The organism is Neolewinella sp. (assembly GCF_965214665.1).
In the GTDB taxonomy this organism is placed as follows: Bacteria; Bacteroidota; Bacteroidia; order Chitinophagales; family Saprospiraceae; genus Neolewinella.
Window position 1 is genome coordinate 1 of record NZ_CBDCCH010000003.1, and the last position, 18,518, is coordinate 18,518.

15 protein-coding genes are annotated in these 18,518 nt (G+C 59.4%); 9 read left to right on the forward strand and 6 right to left on the reverse strand.

Annotated elements, in window-relative coordinates:
- Positions 1–532: hypothetical protein (locus ACOOHD_RS00175; protein ID WP_420457679.1), on the reverse strand; the 532-nt coding region annotated here is incomplete at its 3' end.
- A gap of 1,058 nt (positions 533–1,590) precedes the next feature.
- Between ACOOHD_RS00175 and ACOOHD_RS00180 the strand changes: the two genes are divergently transcribed.
- The 3 genes from ACOOHD_RS00180 (at position 1,591) to ACOOHD_RS00190 (ending at position 7,025) form a co-directional block, all read left to right on the forward strand.
- Positions 1,591–4,020 (forward strand): zinc-dependent metalloprotease, encoded by a 2,430-nt coding sequence (locus ACOOHD_RS00180; RefSeq protein WP_420457680.1) that lies wholly within the window; start codon positions 1,591–1,593, stop codon positions 4,018–4,020.
- Positions 4,021–4,137: 117 nt separating this feature from the next.
- The gene (locus tag ACOOHD_RS00185; protein ID WP_420457681.1) at positions 4,138–6,786 is read left to right on the forward strand and encodes a DNA gyrase/topoisomerase IV subunit A; all 2,649 of its coding nucleotides are present in this window, start codon (positions 4,138–4,140) and stop codon (positions 6,784–6,786) included.
- 71 nt (positions 6,787–6,857) lie between these two features.
- Complete coding sequence (locus tag ACOOHD_RS00190; RefSeq protein WP_420457682.1) at positions 6,858–7,025, forward strand: hypothetical protein; 168 nt, start codon at positions 6,858–6,860, stop codon at positions 7,023–7,025.
- A 166-nt stretch (positions 7,026–7,191) separates the two neighbouring features.
- Here ACOOHD_RS00190 and ACOOHD_RS00195 read toward each other — a convergent pair whose 3' ends face one another.
- The gene (locus ACOOHD_RS00195) at positions 7,192–7,776 is read right to left on the reverse strand and encodes a thymidine kinase (protein WP_420457683.1); all 585 of its coding nucleotides are present in this window, start codon (positions 7,774–7,776) and stop codon (positions 7,192–7,194) included.
- Positions 7,777–7,826: 50 nt separating this feature from the next.
- On the opposite strand from ACOOHD_RS00195, the gene ACOOHD_RS00200 reads away from it, so the two are divergent.
- Both ACOOHD_RS00200 and ACOOHD_RS00205 read left to right on the forward strand, forming a co-directional pair.
- Positions 7,827–8,570 carry a hypothetical protein gene (locus ACOOHD_RS00200; RefSeq protein WP_420457684.1) on the forward strand — a complete coding sequence of 248 codons (744 nt, stop codon included), beginning with the start codon at positions 7,827–7,829 and terminating at the stop codon, positions 8,568–8,570.
- The gene (locus ACOOHD_RS00205; protein WP_420457685.1) at positions 8,563–9,969 is read left to right on the forward strand and encodes a DUF1499 domain-containing protein; all 1,407 of its coding nucleotides are present in this window, start codon (positions 8,563–8,565) and stop codon (positions 9,967–9,969) included. The genes ACOOHD_RS00200 and ACOOHD_RS00205 overlap by 8 nt, the downstream gene beginning before the upstream one ends.
- 19 nt (positions 9,970–9,988) lie before the next feature.
- On the opposite strand, the gene ACOOHD_RS00210 is transcribed toward ACOOHD_RS00205, so the two are convergent.
- Entirely contained in the window at positions 9,989–11,068 is a 1,080-nt protein-coding gene (locus ACOOHD_RS00210) for an AAA family ATPase (protein ID WP_420457686.1), read from the reverse strand.
- A gap of 10 nt (positions 11,069–11,078) precedes the next feature.
- Positions 11,079–11,894, reverse strand: coding sequence for a hypothetical protein (locus ACOOHD_RS00215; RefSeq protein WP_420457687.1), 816 nt, complete (start codon positions 11,892–11,894; stop codon positions 11,079–11,081).
- Positions 11,895–11,982: 88 nt separating this feature from the next.
- On the opposite strand from ACOOHD_RS00215, the gene ACOOHD_RS00220 reads away from it, so the two are divergent.
- The gene (locus ACOOHD_RS00220; protein WP_420457688.1) at positions 11,983–12,408 is read left to right on the forward strand and encodes an HPP family protein; all 426 of its coding nucleotides are present in this window, start codon (positions 11,983–11,985) and stop codon (positions 12,406–12,408) included.
- Positions 12,409–12,571: 163 nt separating this feature from the next.
- Entirely contained in the window at positions 12,572–14,284 is a 1,713-nt protein-coding gene (locus tag ACOOHD_RS00225; protein WP_420457689.1) for an alpha/beta hydrolase-fold protein, read from the forward strand.
- Positions 14,285–14,486: 202 nt separating this feature from the next.
- Here ACOOHD_RS00225 and ACOOHD_RS00230 read toward each other — a convergent pair whose 3' ends face one another.
- Positions 14,487–15,143: a DsbA family protein gene (locus ACOOHD_RS00230; protein ID WP_420457690.1), complete on the reverse strand. Its 657-nt coding sequence runs from the start codon at positions 15,141–15,143 to the stop codon at positions 14,487–14,489.
- Between the two features lie 250 nt (positions 15,144–15,393).
- Complete coding sequence (locus ACOOHD_RS00235; protein WP_420457691.1) at positions 15,394–16,659, reverse strand: aminotransferase class I/II-fold pyridoxal phosphate-dependent enzyme; 1,266 nt, start codon at positions 16,657–16,659, stop codon at positions 15,394–15,396.
- 249 nt (positions 16,660–16,908) lie between these two features.
- Between ACOOHD_RS00235 and ACOOHD_RS00240 the strand changes: the two genes are divergently transcribed.
- Both ACOOHD_RS00240 and ACOOHD_RS00245 read left to right on the forward strand, forming a co-directional pair.
- Positions 16,909–17,988, forward strand: coding sequence for an IS630 family transposase (locus ACOOHD_RS00240; protein WP_420457692.1), 1,080 nt, complete (start codon positions 16,909–16,911; stop codon positions 17,986–17,988).
- 30 nt (positions 17,989–18,018) lie between these two features.
- Positions 18,019–18,518, forward strand: a 500-nt coding sequence (locus ACOOHD_RS00245; RefSeq protein WP_420457693.1) for a hypothetical protein, incomplete at its 3' end; no start/stop codon positions are given.

The window sequence follows — 18,518 nt, forward strand, 5'->3', positions numbered from 1 at the left end:
AGTTCACAAGTATAGCCTCGATTAATTCTCCTGAATAGATGAACCTATTAGAGTAAATAAATTCTATGGATAGTTCTACATCTCCCGATAAGGAACTATATACTTCGAAAGGAATCTTTTTGACATCGTCCAAATCAACTAACATCGCGTAAAATGGTATTCCTATCCTATCAACCTTGTGATCAGTCATCATCGAGTTAACTAAAGCAACATCCTTAGTAAACAACTTGAATAGCTGCTCATTAAAAACATCGTTGCTGATATAGACTAAATATCCATCATGAAAGGGATTAATATCAATTATTTGCGCCGAGGCCAATAATTGTTGTCCTTCTGATAGCACACCTAAGGCCTCAATTGTAAATTCAAGATGACAAGTATCCATTAGTACCTGCGGTTTATATTTTTCGTTGAGTTCTGAAATCAGCTTACTCTCCTTATTTTCTCGAATTTCAGATTGGCTTTCCGACGTTCCACAGGATGATAAAACTAAAGTTAACATGATGTGAGTAAGCAGTGTTTGAATATTCATTGCTTATTGTATTTGTCTATTTGACATTAAAGCCTAGGATCAAAATTTCGGTAGACCAAAGAGTTTCACTTTAATACATAGCTAAATCTTGGCAACCAATTAGTCAGCTACTTTACTTTTCCATGTACTGAGAAGTATACATCCGGAAACCATCGATAACCCTAACAGAATTGGAGCATTTGAAGCGCTTGCATCACCTCTGGTTAACCAAATAGTTGAAATGCTACGTATCTCCTTGCTTAGAAAGTATATTTCATACATTTCGGCAAGAGCGATTATAGCACCTAGAATACCTACCGTTGTCAAAGCTAAGCCAAGAACTAGGTTGATGTAGTTATCCTTCACAAATTATATTTTAGTTTACGCACTAAAGATAAGCTATGTCAGATGAATAAACCATGAGGGGCATGAGCAAAACAGAGCAACCAGCTATGTCTACTCTCGGAAAGGGGGCAGCGCGGCGGCATGGGCCAAAACCGACCAGCGGGAGCTTTTGGACCATTGTCCGCCGTGCTGACACCATCAACCATCGAAGCGAGTGGCTTTGCTTCTCACATCTGAATAGTCGTCATCACCTTACGTCTTCCTTTTTTGTTGCAACAGGTTTCCGTTGCTCTGCGGGTTTTTCTCGTGGCCCCTAAAGGGCCATGTCGCCCAACACCAACGCACCCGCATTGCACATAACCCCCCCATCCCCACGCAATTATTGACACATCCACCCAACCCCCCGCCGTGTTCACGCAATGATCCATTCCCCCCCGGTCCCGGTTGACGTGAACACACCCATTGACGCATACACGCATATCCGCACCCACGGCTTCGCCCTCTAAGCGTCGAAACGCCCACCCAAACTACCCCGGCAGCTAGCTCGATCAACACGCCCCCAATCTACGAATTCAGGCTTAGTTGGGCTCCATGGGGTGCAAAGACCCTGGCTGCTTGTAGGTGCCGTCCGATCAACCCAGCCTGCACCCGCGCCCCCGCCCCCCCCTACAGCTAATAGCGGAGGTAAAATCTACCCAAGCCATACCTTACACGGTCCAGCAACGCCCCTCCCTATGCGCTACTTTATACTCTTCCTTCTCTTCTGCTTCTTCCTTCCCCTCCCCGCCCAGGAAAAAGACAATAAAGAAACCCCCACCATCGCCACCAAAACGGAGGGGATGGAGCGACAAACCGGCTTTTACACCTACTACTACGCCCCCGACGAAGGCAAGGTGTACCTACTGCTCGACCGTACCGACGAGGACTTCCTCTACGTCAATAGCCTAGCCGCCGGACTGGGCAGCAACGACATCGGCCTGGACCGTAACCAGCTGGGCAACACCCGCGTCGTGTTCTTCACCCGGGTGGGACCAAAGGTGCTACTACAGCAACGCAACCTCGACTACCGCGCCGTATCCGATAACCCGGCGGAAGCGCAGAGCGTGGAGGAGGCCTTTGCGCAGTCGGTGGTAGAAGGATTCAAGGTAGTGGCCAAGAGCGGCGATACGGTACTGATCGACCTGACGCCCCTACTGCTGAGCGACGCCCACGGAGTAGCCGCCCGCCTCAAGAAAGCAAAGGAAGGGACCTATAAAGTGAGCGAAGACCGCAGCGCGCTGTACCCCGAACGGACCAAGAACTTCCCCGAAAACACCGAGTTCGAGGCCACGATCACCTTCACCGGAGAACCGACGGGCCGCAACATCGGCAGCGTAGCCCCGAATAGCGAGAGCTTCACCCTGCGGATGCACCATAGCTTCGTGCGACTGCCGGACGATGGCTACCAGCCCCGCCCCTTCGACCCCCGCTCGGGCTACTACCCCACGAGCTACGCCGACTACGCCACACCGATCGACCAGCCGCTGGTGAAACGCTTCATCACCCGGCACCGACTGGAAAAAAAGGACCCCACGGCGGCGGTAAGCGAGCCGGTCGAACCCATCGTGTACTACCTCGACCGTGGTGCGCCCGAGCCGGTTAAGACGGCCCTGCTCGAAGGAGCCCGCTGGTGGAATGAAGCCTTCGAAGCAGCCGGCTACCGGGACGCCTTCCGCGTAGAAGTGTTACCCGAAGACGCCGACCCCCTCGACGCGCGCTACAACGTCATCAACTGGGTACACCGCAGCACGCGGGGCTGGAGCTACGGCAGCTCGGTGACCGATCCACGCACCGGGGAGATCATCAAGGGGCACGTGCTGCTGGGGAGCCTGCGGGTACGACAAGATTTTCTGATCGCCCAGGGACTCATCGCCGCCTACGGACAGGACGGCACCACCCCCGATCCCCGCCTGGAGGAGATGGCCCTGGCCCGCTTGCGGCAACTGAGCGCCCACGAGGTCGGCCATACCCTGGGTCTGGCGCACAACTTCGCTGCCAGCACCAATGACCGCTCCTCGGTGATGGATTACCCCCACCCCTACATCACGCTTACGGACGCCGGCGAGATGGACTTCAGCCAGGCCTACACCGCCGGCATCGGTGCCTGGGATGAGCAGACTATCAAGTACGGCTACACCGACTACCCCGATGCCACCGCCGAATCCGCCGGACTGGCCACGGTACTCGCCGAGAGTGAGCAGTTAGGCCTACGCTACATCAGCGACTCCGACGCCCGCCCCCAGGGCAGCAGCCAGCCCCAGGCCCACCTCTGGGACAACGGTAGCGACCCCGTAGCCGAAATGGACCGCCTGCTGGAACTGCGTAGGGTGGCGCTGAAGAAATTTAGCGAGCAGAATATCCCGGTCGGTGCGCCGCTCTCCGAGCTCGAAAGCGTGCTGGTGCCGGTCTACCTTATGCACCGCTACCAAGTAGAGGCTGTGGCGAAAATGATCGGTGGCTACGAATACGACTACGGGGTGCGGGTAGCGGGTGAGACCCCAAAGTATGTACCCACCAACCCCGAGGAACAGCAAAGTGCCGTCACTAAGCTCCTGGAAACGCTCTCCCCCAAGACGCTCATGCTCCCGACGGATCTCGAGCGGCTTATCCCGCCCCCCGCCATGGGTTACGGGCGCGACCGCGAGCTCTTCACCTCCCAGAACGGCGGCGGACTGGACCCCCTTGCTATGGCGCAGTCAGCCACCGACAATACCCTGACCTTCCTGCTACACCCCGACCGGTTGGCCCGCATCGTCGAGCAGCACGCCATGTACAGCAGTGTCAACCTGCCCGATCTGGATGCCTACCTGAGCAAAATCACGGACTACATCCAGCAGCAGGCACGCGACAACCGCAGGGAGCCCTACGCCCTACGGGTCAGCGAGATGAACGAGCGAAGACTGGCCCACCACCTGATCCAGTTGGCCGCCAACAAAACGATCAGCGGAGCAGTGACGGCGGCGGCCCACGGGGCACTGCGCGAGCTTCGACGGCCCTCCGGTACGGAGTTGACAGCCAATGAGGAGTACGTCGATCACCTGGTGCGTAGCTACCTGGCCAATCCCGAGAGCTACGAGCCGGTAGTAGTGCCGGACCTACCGGATGGCTCGCCTATAGGAGATTAGGCATACGAGGACACTTCAAACATTTTGTTAGTTAATTCCAATTCCGTATCTTCGCACGCGGCCAGGACGTCACAGTAGGGCGCGTCCGCAGGTGCAATGAAATTCGGTAAGCAGCAGATGGAAAATCAACACGGCATAGAAACCACCCCCGACGACCGGGTCACCGGACTCAAAGGGATGTACGAGGACTACTTTCTGGACTACGCCAGCTACGTCATCCTGGAACGGGCCGTACCCGCCATCGAGGACGGCCTCAAACCCGTACAGCGCCGCATCCTCCACGCCCTTAAGGAAATGGACGACGGCCGCTACCACAAGGTGGCCAACGTGATCGGCCAAACCATGCAGTACCACCCCCACGGGGATGCCGCCATCGGCGACGCGCTGGTCAACCTAGGGCAGAAAGACCTGCTGATCGACCCCCAGGGCAACTGGGGTAACACGCTAACTGGAGACAGCGCTGCCGCCAGCCGCTACATCGAGGCCCGACTGACGAAGTTTGCCCTCGACGTGGTTTTCAATCCGCAGACCACCGAGTGGCAGTTGAGCTACGACGGGCGGAAGAAGGAGCCCATCAATCTGCCCATGAAGTTCCCCATGCTGCTGGCGCAGGGAGCGGAGGGCATCGCGGTGGGACTGAGCACCAAGATCCTACCCCACAACTTCATCGAGCTCTGTAAGGCGAGTATCAAAGTGCTGGAGGGTAAGAAGGTGAAGATCTACCCCGACTTCCCAACCGGCGGTACCATCGACGTGAGCGACTATCAGGGTGGCAAGCGGGGCGGACGGGTCAAGATCCGCGCTACGATTGAGAAGATCGACAGCAAGTACATCGCCATTCGGGAGGTGCCCTACGGCATGACCACCCAGACGCTGATCGATTCCATCATCAAGGCCAACGATAAGGGAAAGATCAAGATCAAAAAGGTGGTCGACAATACGGCCGCCGAGGTGGAGCTCCTGATCGAGCTGGCCCCGGGCATCAGTCCGGACGTGACCATCGACGCCCTCTACGCCTTTACGGGTTGCGAACTCTCCGTTTCCCCCAACGCCTGCGTGATCATCGAGGGCGATAAGCCGCATTTCATCACGGTGGAGGAGATCCTACAGGTCAACACCGAGCAGACGAAGGAATTGCTACGGCAGGAGCTCCTCATCCGCCAGCAGGAGCTCGAGGAGAAGATCCACTTCGCCAACCTGGAGAAGATCTTTATCGAACAGCGCATCTACCGCGACATCGAGGAGGCCGAGAGCTTCGAGCAGGTGCTGGAGATCATCCGCGCCGGACTGAAAAAGTACGTGCGGGAGCCAGAGGAAAAGAAGAAACGGAACGACCAGCGGTTACTGCTCCTACGCGACATAAGCGAAGAAGACATTACCCGCCTGACCGAGATCCGCATCAAGCGCATCTCCAAATACAACAGTTTCAAGGCCGACGAGCTGATGGCCAAGCTAGAGGAGGAACTCGCCCAGGTCCGCCACGACCTCGAGCACCTCACCGACTACGCCATCGCCTGGTACCAGGGCCTGCTCGACAAGTACGGCAAGGGGCGGGAGCGCAGGACGCAGATCTCCACCTTCGAGAAGGTAGAGGTGGCTGCCGTTGCCGCCAACAACACCAAGCTCTACGTCGACCGCAAGGAGGGCTTTGTGGGCCAATCGCTCAAGAAGGAGGAGTTCGTCTGTGACTGCTCGGACGTGGACGACATCATCGTTTTCCGCCGCGACGGTACCATGCAGGTGACCCGCATCGCCGATAAGACCTTCGTGGGCAAGGACATCCTCCACGTCAACGTCTGGAAGAAGGGCGACGAGCGCACCACCTACAACATGGTCTATCTCGACGGCAAGACCGGCCGGGCCATGGCCAAGCGCTTCAACGTCACGGCCATCACCCGCGACCGCGAGTACGATCTGACCAAAAAGCACAAGGGCTCCAAAATGCTCTACTTCAGCGCCAACCCCAACGGTGAGGCCGAGATCGTCACTGCCCAGATGAGTCAATCCGCCAAGGCCCGGCAGAAGTCTCAGGACTTTGACTTCGCCGACTTGGCCATCAAGAGTCGTGGCGCGGCCGGCAACATCATGACCCGCTACCCGGTGCGCAAGATCACCCTCAAGGAGGTTGGTAAGAGCACCCTGGGCGCCATGAAGGTCTGGATGGACGAGGTCAGCGGCCGCCTCAACCTCGACGGACGCGGCCAGTATCTTGGTGGCTTCGATACCGGCGACTATCTCCTGGCCGTATACCAAGACGGCAGCTACGAGCGCGAGGAGCTCGACCTTACCCGCCGCTATGATCCGAGCAATCTCTACTTCATTGGTAAGCACGAGGAGGACATGGTCATCAGCGCCGTCTACTACGAAGGCGAGCGTGGCGTGACCCTCGTAAAGCGCTTCAACATCGAGACCAGCTCCCCCGGCCAGGCCTTCAACTACCTCAGTGACCACAAACAGACCAAGCTCTACCTGGCCAGCGTACATCCCGCCCCGGAGGTACGCTACACCTGGCGCGAGAAACGGGAGAAACACGAAAAAACCGTAGTCCTGAGCGACTTCATCGACGTCAAGGGCTGGAAGGCGCTGGGTAATAAACTGCACGACGGTAAGCTGGTCAGCATCAAAGAGCTCAATGAGCCCTTTGTACCAATTGAGGAGGAAGCAGTTCCCGCAAAGAAGCCCTCCACCCCCAAAGCCAGCAGCAACGGCAAAGCTAAAGCCAACGGCCGCATTAAACCCGGCGACACCATTGAGCTCGACTTCTAGTATTGCAGTACAATGCTGCCTCCGGCAGCGCCAGCAAAATGCAGCCTCTGGCTGCGCTTATTCTCGACTTTATGGGTCGACAATCTACCCGCCACAAGTACCGCAGCCGCGGTGATAAAAACCGGGCTACCGCCCGGGCGGTACGGCTCGTGTTGCTGGCGGCGATGCTTTTCGGACTGTTCATGCTGGTGCGGCACCTGGTCCGCTGGTGGCCCTATTATGCTTCGTACTTTCAGTAGCAGCTCCCGGCTCGGCCCCCGCACGGCTCCCGGCTTCCAGCCGGGGCGACCGGGCCGTGGAGGCCCGGCAAGTGAGCCGTACAGGTGCTACACTAGCCACCGCGCTCGTAGAGCGCGCGGCACAGCGCCTCGATAGCTATCGGGGGAGGCAGCTTCGTACGGACCCCTACCGCAGATCCAAGATATTTCCCATCCGAAAGCACTTCCGGCACCGCGCCTCGTACTCATCCCGCTCCCCCAGCACCACCGTATCCGTATTCGGGCTAAGGCGGTAGGAGTGGGTGGCCAGGTTGCCACAGTGGCTACAGATGGCGTGTACCTTAGTGATGTACTCGGCCACCGCCAATAGATCGCACATAGGGCCGAAGGGCTGACCACGAAAGTCCATGTCGAGGCCGGCGATGATAACGCGCTTACCGCGGTGAGCGAGCTCCTGGGTGTGCTTGACCACGTCGCGATCGAAAAACTGCGCCTCGTCGAGGCCGATAACGGTGACCTCTTTAGCCACCTCCAGTAGCTGAGCTGACTGGGTAATCGGCATAGCCACGAAGGAGTTGCTATCGTGGGAGACCACACTCTCTTCCGCATACCGGGTATCGATGCTAGGCTTGTAAACGGCCACCTGCTGACCGGCAATACGCGCCCGCTTCAGCCGGCGGATCAGCTCCTCGGTCTTACCCGAAAACATGGAGCCACAGATAACTTCCAACCAGCCGCTGCGTTGACCGCTGAAATGAGGTTCTAAAAACATACGCGCCGCCGTACTTTGGCCGGCGAAGGTACCACAAAAGCTAGAGGCCCATGCCCCCAATTCCCAAAGCCGACCGGCTCCTGCGCCGCATCACCACCTTGCACGAGCAGCTACAGCAGGACGACGACAGCCCCTCCCGCCTGGAGCGTGACCTGATGCTGGGCTACCTACGGGAGTTCTACACCGTATACGCCGGGCTCGATGAACCAAAAGAAAAACCGAAGCCAGAAGAAGAAACTGCCCCCGAGCGTATCAGTGCCCCTTCCCCACAGCCGGCACCTGCGCCCCCGCCACCCGCCGCGCCCCAACCTGTAATCACCCCGCCGCCGCCCTCCTCGCCGAATTTTGATGCCCCACCCCCCGTGCCGAACGCTCCCGTACCCCCCCCGCCCGCCCCTACCTTCACGGCCCACACCGCACGCGTAGAACCAATGATCTCCGACCGGCCCGCCCCGAACCCCCCGCAGCCGGCCCCCGCTTCCAACCTGAGCCCCGAGGTGGAGGCACTGTTTGAGGAGAAAGACCAGAGCGGTATCGCCGGCCGTATGATGCGCCAGCGGGTCACCGACCTCAACCGGGCGCTGAGCATCAACAACCGGGTGCTATTCGCCAATAAGCTTTTCGACGGCAACGAAGGACTCAACGAGGCGCTCAAGACCCTCAACCTACGCGGCAGCTTCGCCAACGCCAAACCCCTGCTGATCGACCTAGCCCAGCAGCACGACTGGGCGCGCGAAGACCGGCAGGAAACCGCCCGGGAATTTATCGACCTGGTACGGCGGCGGTATGCTTAGGCGCATCGGTATCACCCTTGGCGTACTCTGCGTCTTGGTCTGTGGCTATCTGTACCTGCAGGCACTCGGGTCGCAGAACGCCCCCCCAACCGGCGCGGTGGATGCCCCGCCGGTCGACTCCCTTACCATCGCCTTCGGTAGTTGTAACCGACAGACCGCGCCACAAACCTACTGGAATACAATCGCCAGTCACCGGCCGGCCGCCTGGCTCTGGTTAGGGGATAACATCTACTCCGATACCGACGATATGGTGCGGATGCAGGCCGACTACGCCACGCTGAAAAACGCGGCAGCTTACACCGCCTTCGTGGAAACTACGCCCCTGATCTACGGAGCCTGGGACGACCACGACTACGGAAAAAACGACGCGGGGAAGGAATGGCCGGTCAAGGAAGAAGCCAAGACGCTAATGCTAGATTTCCTCGACGTACCCGCTGCCGCGGAGGTAAGGCAGCACGCCGGCACCTATCAAACCTACGCTATCGGTGGGGTAAAGGTGCTGCTGCTGGACACCCGGTACTTCCGCGATGCCCTGGCCCCGCCCTCCCGACCGGGCGACCGCTACGGGGCCAACCCCGACGGTGATATCCTGGGAGAAACCCAGTGGGCCTGGCTCGAAGACCAACTACGCAACAGCACCGCCGGGGCTCACCTCATCGCTAGTAGCATCCAAGTGCTACCCACCGACCATGGCTACGAAAAGTGGGCCAACTTCCCCGCCGCCCGGGCCCGATTGCTACGGCTCCTCCGGGAGGTCCGCCCCGCCCTGCCCCTGCTACTGAGCGGCGACCGGCACCTGGCAGAATTCAGTATGGACAGCCTCGGCGACTACCACGTCTACGAGATGACCTCCAGCGGCCTTACCCACGCATACGAGGATGCCAGGGAGCCTAATGATAAGCGCCTCGGACCCCTGATCACCGAGCGCAACTTCGGTGTATTACACTACACCGCCGGCCCCAATGGCCCCCGCCTGCGCGCCGAAGTACGGGCCATCGACAACAACGCCGTGCTTTCTACGCTTGAACTGCCAAACAGCTCTATGCCCCGTACCCTCAAGCCCTGCCCCGACTCCCCCAACTGCGTCAGTACCCAGACCGACCAGCCGAAGAAAAAACGCGATCCCATCCCCTTCACGGGTACCGCCGCGGAGGCCACCGCCCGCCTTAAAAAGCTACTAGCCGATACGCCCCGCACCACACTGGTCGAGAAAGACGATAATTACCTCCACTACACCTTCAAGACCTGGCCGATCCCCTACATCGACGACGTGGAATTCATCGTCGATCCGGAGGCCAGAGTGATCCACTACCGCAGCGCCAGTCGGGTGGGGCACAGCGACCTGGGCGTGAACGGACGGCGGATGGCCAAGGTGGTAGCCGCGTTCGCCGCGGAGTAACCGTCGGACGGTTGGGCGATCACCGGGGTATCTCGATGCCCTGCAAAATCTCCTTAATCACGTCCCGCGTCCCGAAACCCTCCATCTCGCGCTCCGGCGTGAGAATGATGCGGTGGTTGAGGGCGGGGAAGGCTACCAACTGAATATCATCGGGGGTAACGAAGTCGCGGCCGGCCAGGGCAGCTACAGCTTTTGACAGGCGCAGAATGGCGAGCGAGGCCCGCGGACTAGCCCCCAAATAGAGATCGGGGTGAGTACGCGTACGGTACACCACGGCGGCAATGTAGTCGAGCAATTCATCGCGGATGAACACTTTTTCCACCACCGCCCGGTACTCCGCTACCTGGGCCTTGCTCAGTACGGCTCGCACCTCCTCCTGCTGCCGCTGCATAAAATCACTCCGAAAGCGGTACAGAATATCCCGTTCCTCGGTCTGGTCCGGGTAGTCGACCACCACCCGCACGAGGAAGCGGTCCAGCTGGGCTTCCGGCAGGCGGTAGGTACCCTCCTGTTCGATGGGGTTCTGAGTGGCGATGACGAAGAAGGGGTCGGGCAGGCTATGCGTCGTGCCGTCGACCGTCACCTGCTGCTCGGCCATCACCTCAAAGAGGGCGGCCTGGGTCTTGGCCGGTGCGCGGTTGATCTCGTCGATCAGGATCAGGTTGCCGAATACCGGGCCGCGGTTGAAGACGAAGCGGGCGTCGGTAGAGTTGAGCACGGTGGTACCGGTCACGTCGCTGGGCATCAGGTCGGGCGTGAACTGGATGCGGCGGTACTCGGCATCGATGGTCTTGGCGATCAGGCGGGCGGTGAGCGTCTTAGCGATACCGGGTACGCCCTCCACCAGTACGTGACCGCCGGCGAGCAGGGAGACGATCAGCAGGTCAATCAGATCGCGCTGGCCGACGATGAGTTTACCGACCTCGGCCCGAATCCGCTCGGCGGCGGCGTGGAGGGCATCGAGGTTGATGCGGTCTTCGGGGGCGAGGGTTTGTCCACCGGGGCGTTCTTCGCGCAGCTCACCCAGGGAGGGCGTCAGTTCGGGATCGTATTCGGGGGAACGTTTGGGGGCGGGGCCGCCGGTGCTAAGATCTTCCATAAATGCACCGCTAAAGGTAAGGCGCAAAGCCCGTGCGTAGGGCAACAAAGCGCTCCGGGAACCGGCCGGCGAATGCCGGAGCGTGCGTATGGAAGACGGTATACGTGATAGCGGCCAGGTCCAGCTCTTCCAGGCCGATGAAGTCCTTCAGCGCGCGCTCGGAGAAATCAGTCAGCTGTTCGACCTCATCGTAGCTCAATTGCCGGGCCTCCAGGGTGGTACGCACCTCGGGGTCGGTGTACATCAGGGCGCGGCTGTATTCGTACACCCCGAGCTGTAGATACTTCTGTGGCTCGACGACCGAGCGGATGAGGTAATTGAGGGTGTAGATGACCAGACCATCCTCCGGATGCAGCTCCGAGGCGTGCAGCCGCTCGTGTACCGGGGTGGGAAATAGGTGCTTGTAAAACACCACGTTCTCGAAGCCCGGTATCAGAAACTCCTCCCGGTAAAAGGTCACCGTAGCGGCGGAGGCGGACACCATCAGTCGGACGTCTTGGGGAATGTTGTCGATCGCCAGGCCGGTAAACTCAGTGTTCTCGCGCAGCAAAAAGGCCCGACGGCGGAACTCCCGCTTACCATCCAAATCTAACGCCCGGTAGAGCGGAAAGCGCTCCAGTAACGGAGCCAGCTCGGTGGGCAGGTCCGGCGGGTGCGTCTTCCAGTACCGCCACCGGATCTGGGGGGCTAGTGCGTAGGTACCCGCCGCGGCCACGGCCGGAAGCACCAGCAGCCAGGTGGAGGGCTCCCCCGCCTGCCACGTCAGCACCAGCCCCAGTAAAATGAGGCAGCCGGCGGCGAGGTAGATGGCGCGGACGGGGTCCATGGGGAATAAATTGTGCTCATTTGTACGTGCGATCGGACCCGAATGTTGTATATTGGGCGTACCCCGGAGAGCCGCAACACCATCTGCCATGATGAACGAAGAAGTGCGGACCATCATGACCACCGACGTGGTCACCGCCCACCCCTTTCAGTCCGTCGGCGACATCGCCAAAGTCATGCTCCGCGAGCAACTCCAGCAACTTCCGGTCGTAGACGCCATGGGCCACCTGGTTGGCCTCATCACCTCCTACGATATGTGGCGCGATGTGCGCCGTAACCGCAACAGCGAGAACCGCACGGTAGGTGAGGTGATGAACACCCACGTGGTCAAGCTCATGCCCAAGGATAAGGTCGGCACCGCCGCCGAGCTGTTCATGGACCGCCGCTTTAAGACCCTACCGGTAGTCAACCTGCGGGGCGAGCTCAAGGGCGTGGTCACGGCCTTCGACGTGATCCGCTACTCCCTGCGTAAGGAGTACCGCGAGCCCATCCTTTACCGGGAAGTGTTGCTCTAGTACTGCGTCAGCAGGGGAATGCGTGATTAGGGGTAGGGGCCCCTAATCTTAGCCTGATGTAAGCCCTCCGGCAGCGCTGTGCCGCGCAACCTACGGTCGCGACGGAAAAAGTCTTTACGTCACCGTACCTTGAAGCCAGACGACTAAAGTCGTCGCTACAGCTATGCGCACTCACTTCCTCCGCCTCCTCCTCTTACTCTGCACCTGCGGCCCCGCCCTGCTTTCCGCCCAAACTACCGTACACGTCACCCTGCCGGAAAGCCTAGCCGATAGCGCCCTCACCGGTCGCCTCCTCCTACTGCTCTCCCGGGACAGCACCGCCGAGCCCCGCTTCCAGCTCAGCGACGGACCGGAGACCCAGCTTGCCTTCGGCCGTAACGTGACCGACTGGCAGCCCGGCACCAGCCTATCCATCACTGCCGACGACCGCGGCTACCCCATCACTACGCTCGCCGACGTACCGCCCGGCACCTACCGCGCCCAGGTACTGCTGCATAAGTACGAGACCTTCTACCGCAGCGACGGCCACACCGTGCAGTTGCCTATGGATCGTGGCGAGGGCCAGCAGTGGAACCGCGCGCCCGGCAACCTCATCAGTACCCCGGTGACAATCACCCTAAGCGACGACCGCGGTGGCCCCATCGACCTAGCCTTCGACCAGGCCATCCCGGAAATTGCCGAGCCCGACGATACCGACTACGTCAAGCACATCAAGATTCGCTCCGAACTACTGAGCGAATTCTGGGGCCGCGACATGTACCTTGGGGCCCACGTGCTGCTGCCCGAAGGCTGGGCCGAACACCCCGACGTAAAGTACCCCCTGGCCATCATGCACGGCCACTTTCCGGATGACTTCGGCGGCTGGCGCACCACCCCGCCCGATACCACGGAGCCCTGCGTATACAGTGCGCGCTTCGGCTTGGACTGCTACAACCGCACCGAGCAGCAGGAGGCCTACGACTTCTACCGCACCTGGACCGGCCCGGACTTCCCCCGCGTCATCGCCATCGAGATTCAGCACGCCAATCCCTACTACGACGATAGCTACGCCGTTAATTCCGAGAACCTGGGCCCCTACGGCGATGCCATCACCTACGAGCTGATCCCTGAGATCGAACGGCAGTTCCGGGGCATCGGCGAGGGCTGGGCCCGCTTCGTGTACGGCGGAAGTACCGGCGGCTGGGAGGCCCTGGCCGTGCAGGTGAAGTATCCTGACGAATACGGCACCTGCTACGCGGCCTGTCCGGACCCCATCGACTTTCGCGCCTACACCGTAGTGAATCTGTACGAAGACGCCAACGCCTACTACCTCGATAGCCCCTTCAAACGCACCGAGCGGCCGGGGCACCGCGATAGTCTGGGACACGTCTCCTCTACCCTGCGCGAGGCCAACATGCGCGAGCTTGTCCTGGGCGACAAGAGTCGCAGCGGGCAGCAGTGGGATATCTGGGAGGCGGTGTACAGTCCGGTGGGCGACGACGGCTACCCCCGCCGTATCTGGGATAAGGTCTCCGGCCGCATCGACCCCGAAGTAGCCGCTTACTGGCGTGACAACTACGACCTCACGCACATCATGCAGCGCGACTGGACCACCCTGGGGCCGAAGCTGCGGGGCAAGGTCAATATCTACGTCGGCGACATGGATAACTACTACCTCAACAATGCGGTGTACCTGACAGAGACATTCCTACGGTCGAAAGACTTTGGTGGCGAGATCACCTACGGCGACCGGGCCGAGCACTGCTGGAACGGGGACCCGGAGCAGCCCAATGCGATCAGTCGGCTGCGGTATCATCAGATGTTTATCCCGAAGTGGGCGGGGAAGGTGGGGGAGCTTGCGCCTGCTGGGGCGGACTTGGTGGGTTGGCGATATTGAGGGGCTGCCGCATGTTGGAGGGCTACCGCATGTTGGAGGGCTCAACACAGAGGACACTGAGTACAACACAGATTGACACAGAGACGGGGGATGAAAGGTATACGGAGGGGGAACGCTACGCGTTCCGGGAGGAGAGACCTAATACAATATTTACTCTGTGCTCCTCTGTGTCAACCTTTCTGTCCTCTGTGTTGCGCATCCATCATTCGTTCACAGCTGCGGAAGATGTCATCGATGACTGTAGAGCGCGCCAGTTTGCTTCCAGATTCTGTAACGGCAAGTAGCCACGGGCTAGCGCATAAAGCTCTCCGCTAACTGACTCATACACCAAAGTAGGAAAGCCCGTTACCCCAAAGCTTTGGGAAAGGGCGAAGTCAGCCTCTGCTTTTTCGAGGTAGGCGGGGTCATCCATTTTAGTCAAGAAATCTTCCCGATCGGCCCCGAGTGCAGCGGCCCGATCAGCGTAGGCCGCGTGATCTAGGGGCTCGATACCGTCATAATAGATCGCCCGTTGCAGTACCGCCGCGTACTCCAGCGCCCGCTCCGGCAGCTGCTCCTGAAACACGGCCATCGCCACGGCCGCCGGCACCGAAGTGAACACCGCACTACCCTCCTCCAGAATATCGCGCAAGAACGCCTGTCCGAACTCTACCCCGCAACGGTCCTCCACCACTTTATACGCCTGCTTGATGTAGCCGGCTACCTCCCCAATCGGCCCGATCCGCTCCCCCGTAATCATTCCTCCGGACACCACCTGCACCGGCACCTCCCCGTGCCGCCGCGCAAATTCCGTGATCACCGGGCTAAACCCGTAGCACCACCCACACAGCGCATCGTAACAGTAGTACAGTTGTCCCATACTGCCTCCAACACCCTAATCAGCGTATCCGGTTCACCCCGCCACGTCTGCCGCGCCTACCACGCCCGCCGCAGGCGCCTCTGTGTCCTCCTTTCTGCCGCAGGCAGCCCTTTTCCCTACTACGACAGCCTCTGTGAAAACTTGTGACCGCCGTAGGCAGCAGCGCAGCTAACCCCTCTGTGGAAGGGCGCTAGGTCTCTCTGTGGTGAACCCTATAACATGCGGTAGCCAGAGCCACCCAGCAGCGCCCCTACACCACATTAATCTCCCCAGCCCGAAACATCTCCCCCATCTTATCATACGTCCCATCCTCCAGCTTACTCCGCACCGCCTTAAAGGCATCCAGCGTAGTCTGAATGTCGGTCTCCGTATGCTCGGCCGTAGGAATGAGGCGCAGGATCAACTGCCCCTGCGGGATCACCGGCGGCAGCACCACGCTACAGAAGATCCCGTAGTTCTCCCGCATATCGTAGATCAGGGCCCCGGCCTCGTAGGGCGTGCCCTTCATGTACACCGGCGTCACGCAGGCTCCGGTGTTGCCGATGTCGAAGCCGGCTTCCTTAAGTCCGTTCTGTAGGTGGTAGACGTTCTTCCACAGCTTTTCCCGTAGCTCGGGCTGCTCGCGTAGCAGTTTCAGCCGTACCAGCGCGCCCTTCACCATTGGCATACACAGGCTCTTGGCGAATACCTGACTACGCAGGTTATACCGCATGAACTCGATGATCTCCTCATCCGCACTCACGAAGGCCCCGAAGCCCGACATCGCCTTAGCGAAGGTGCTGAAGTAGATATCAATCTCGTCCTGCACGCCCTGCTCCTCGCCGGCCCCCGCCCCGGTAGCGCCCATGGTACCGAAGCCGTGGGCATCGTCGACCAGCAGCCGGAAGCCGTACTTCTCCTTGTGCGCTACGATTTCCTTCAGGATACCCTGCTCGCCGCGCATCCCGAACACCCCCTCGGTCACGACCAGGATGCCGGAGTCGCGCTTTTCGGCTTCGGCCTTGGCCTGCTCCATCCGCACCAGGAAGTGGTCGATGTCATTGTGCTTGAAGGCGTACTTCGGCCCCTGGTGCATGCGGATACCGTCCATGATACAGGCGTGGTCGTCGCGGTCGTACACCACCACGTCGTGGCGCGTCAGGCAGGCATCTACGATCGACATAATCCCCTGATAACCAAAGTTTAGTAACAGCGCTCCCTCCTTCTGGGTAAACTCCGCCAGCTCCTTTTCCAGCTGGATGTGGGCGTCCGTCTCCCCGCTCATGATGCGCGCACCCATGGGGTAAGCCATGCCGTATTCAGCGGCGGCTTCGGCGTCGGCCTTCCGCACCTCCGGGTGGTTGGTAATGCCCAGGTAGGAGTTGATGCTCCAGATGATGCACTCCTTACCGCGGAACGTCATACGTGGCCCAAGTTCCCCCTCCAGCTTAGGAAAGGAGAAATAGCCGTGGGCCACATCCTGGTACTGTCCCAGGGGCCCTTTGGATTCGCGAAACTTGTCGAAGAGGTCTTTCATGGTCGGGGTATTGGAGGGCAAAGGTACGAAGTGGGGGGGAGGTGTGGTAAGGGGGGCGGGGCCGCGGGATGCAATGCGGAAGGCACGAGAATTTATCATGTTGGTGAAACATTATGTTTGTCGTGCATAATAAAATGCCCTACAGTCTTGCTTTTGTTTCAATGTTCTCACTGATACTATACTCGGCGCGGTCATCTTATGTGAAAAGTGGGGAAGCACCGATCTTGGAGGTGTCAAGCCATCCAACCCATGTACTTCCCCGTGATCAGCGAAGCTGACCTTGAACAAGCAAGGTACCATCAAATCCATTCTGCCCACCACGTGATCCGCCAGCGCATGCACTACCTGATCCTGCGCGCTCAGGGCTTCGGCCCGGGTCAGTGCGCCAAGATCCTAGGCATTCACCCCAACACGGCTACCCACTGGGCCAAGTGCTACCTGGCGGAGGGCTTAGCGGGCTTGCTGCATTATGCCCCCTACCGTCCAGCCAGTGCGCTCACCCAGCATCGGGACGAGCTGTGCGCAGCCTTCACCTCTGAGCCGCCCCGCAGCATCGCCCAGGCGGCTCAGACCATCGAGCAACGTACCGGACTACGACGGGGGCTGACCCAGACGCGTCGTTTTATCAAGCACACCCTGGGCATGAAGTGTCGCCGCTTTCGCTGCCTGCCCGGCGGTAAGCTCTCCTTAGCAGAACTCGCTGCCCGGCAACTCGCTTTTTTGCGCGACACCCTGCAGCCCCTCCTGGAACAGTCCGCTACCGAAGCCATCGACCTGTACTTCGTGGATGCGGCTCATCCCGTGCAGGGCTTCCACGCCGGCCAGGTCTGGAGTCGCCAACCCCTAGCGGTGCGCACCCCGTCGGGACGTCATCGCCTCAACATCCTCGGTGCGCTGGATAGTCACCGGCAGGAACTCTACAGCATCACGACGCCGGACTACATTCAGGCTACTACGGTGGTCGAACTGCTGAACTTACTACGCCAGGAACGCCCCGGCCGGCCTATCTACCTGGTGTTAGACAATGCCCGCTATCAGCGCTGCACCTTGGTTCAACAGGCTGCCCAACAACTCGACATCCAGTTGGTGTACTTACCGCCCTACTCCCCCAACCTGAACCTGATCGAGCGCTTTTGGAAGTTCCTCAAAAAGCAGGCCCTGGCCGGCTATCACTTTGCCACCAAGCAGGAGTTCGAGGAGGCGATCTACTGGTTTATCGACGAGGTCAACAACGGCGAGCATCAGGCACAACTGCGCACCTTACTCGCACCTAACTTCCAGCAGCTGCTCAAACCACCCGCAGACTTTTCACATATGGTGGCCGCGTGAAGTATAATCCCATTATTTATACTAGTAGTTATGGTCGGAATAGTGTATTCACTATCGCTGTACCGGCTGTTTAGAGGCGTAAGGTGGACTAAACGTCAGTTCATTCGCCGCGTTCTCAGTTGCTGGGCAGCAGTAGCAATTCTCCTCTGGCTTCTCCGACTAAATAATACCAAAGTTGTTCTTGACGCCGACGACCTCTACGGTACTTACCAAATAGACAAATCTGCCTGGCCGGGGCGGCAGGCGGACTGGCAATACGATCACTACGTTTTGATTATCCGCCGTGATGGAACGATGAAGCTTACGGAGCGCTACGATGGTGGAGGAGCTCGGACGTTTACGATACCTTTTCGCTTAAAGGAAGGCTACGCGAATGCCCCTCGACTGCTCAGTCAGCCGGATACCTTCACGCACCATATTCTTCAATACAATCCCACCCTTTACCGGGAATACTGGGGTTTCCACTATGCTTTTTACTCCCCGCGGTACGGGGAAGTATTCTTCCGTAAGCGTCGGTGGTGGGAACCAAA

What these genes read in the sequence shown, in the direction of transcription:
- ACOOHD_RS00195 (WP_420457683.1), bottom strand. Translation starts at nt 7,776, where the DNA reads ATGTTTTTAGAACCTCATTTCAGCGGTCAACGCAGCGGCTGGTTGGAA.
- ACOOHD_RS00200 (WP_420457684.1), top strand. Translation starts at nt 7,827, where the DNA reads ATGCCCCCAATTCCCAAAGCCGACCGGCTCCTGCGCCGCATCACCACC.
- ACOOHD_RS00230 (WP_420457690.1), bottom strand. Translation starts at nt 15,143, where the DNA reads ATGGGACAACTGTACTACTGTTACGATGCGCTGTGTGGGTGGTGCTAC.
- ACOOHD_RS00240 (WP_420457692.1), top strand. Translation starts at nt 16,909, where the DNA reads ATGTACTTCCCCGTGATCAGCGAAGCTGACCTTGAACAAGCAAGGTAC.
- ACOOHD_RS00225 (WP_420457689.1), top strand. Translation starts at nt 12,572, where the DNA reads ATGCGCACTCACTTCCTCCGCCTCCTCCTCTTACTCTGCACCTGCGGC.
- ACOOHD_RS00205 (WP_420457685.1), top strand. Translation starts at nt 8,563, where the DNA reads ATGCTTAGGCGCATCGGTATCACCCTTGGCGTACTCTGCGTCTTGGTC.
- ACOOHD_RS00220 (WP_420457688.1), top strand. Translation starts at nt 11,983, where the DNA reads ATGATGAACGAAGAAGTGCGGACCATCATGACCACCGACGTGGTCACC.
- ACOOHD_RS00215 (WP_420457687.1), bottom strand. Translation starts at nt 11,894, where the DNA reads ATGGACCCCGTCCGCGCCATCTACCTCGCCGCCGGCTGCCTCATTTTA.
- ACOOHD_RS00235 (WP_420457691.1), bottom strand. Translation starts at nt 16,659, where the DNA reads ATGAAAGACCTCTTCGACAAGTTTCGCGAATCCAAAGGGCCCCTGGGA.
- ACOOHD_RS00190 (WP_420457682.1), top strand. Translation starts at nt 6,858, where the DNA reads ATGGGTCGACAATCTACCCGCCACAAGTACCGCAGCCGCGGTGATAAA.
- ACOOHD_RS00185 (WP_420457681.1), top strand. Translation starts at nt 4,138, where the DNA reads ATGGAAAATCAACACGGCATAGAAACCACCCCCGACGACCGGGTCACC.
- ACOOHD_RS00180 (WP_420457680.1), top strand. Translation starts at nt 1,591, where the DNA reads ATGCGCTACTTTATACTCTTCCTTCTCTTCTGCTTCTTCCTTCCCCTC.
- ACOOHD_RS00210 (WP_420457686.1), bottom strand. Translation starts at nt 11,068, where the DNA reads ATGGAAGATCTTAGCACCGGCGGCCCCGCCCCCAAACGTTCCCCCGAA.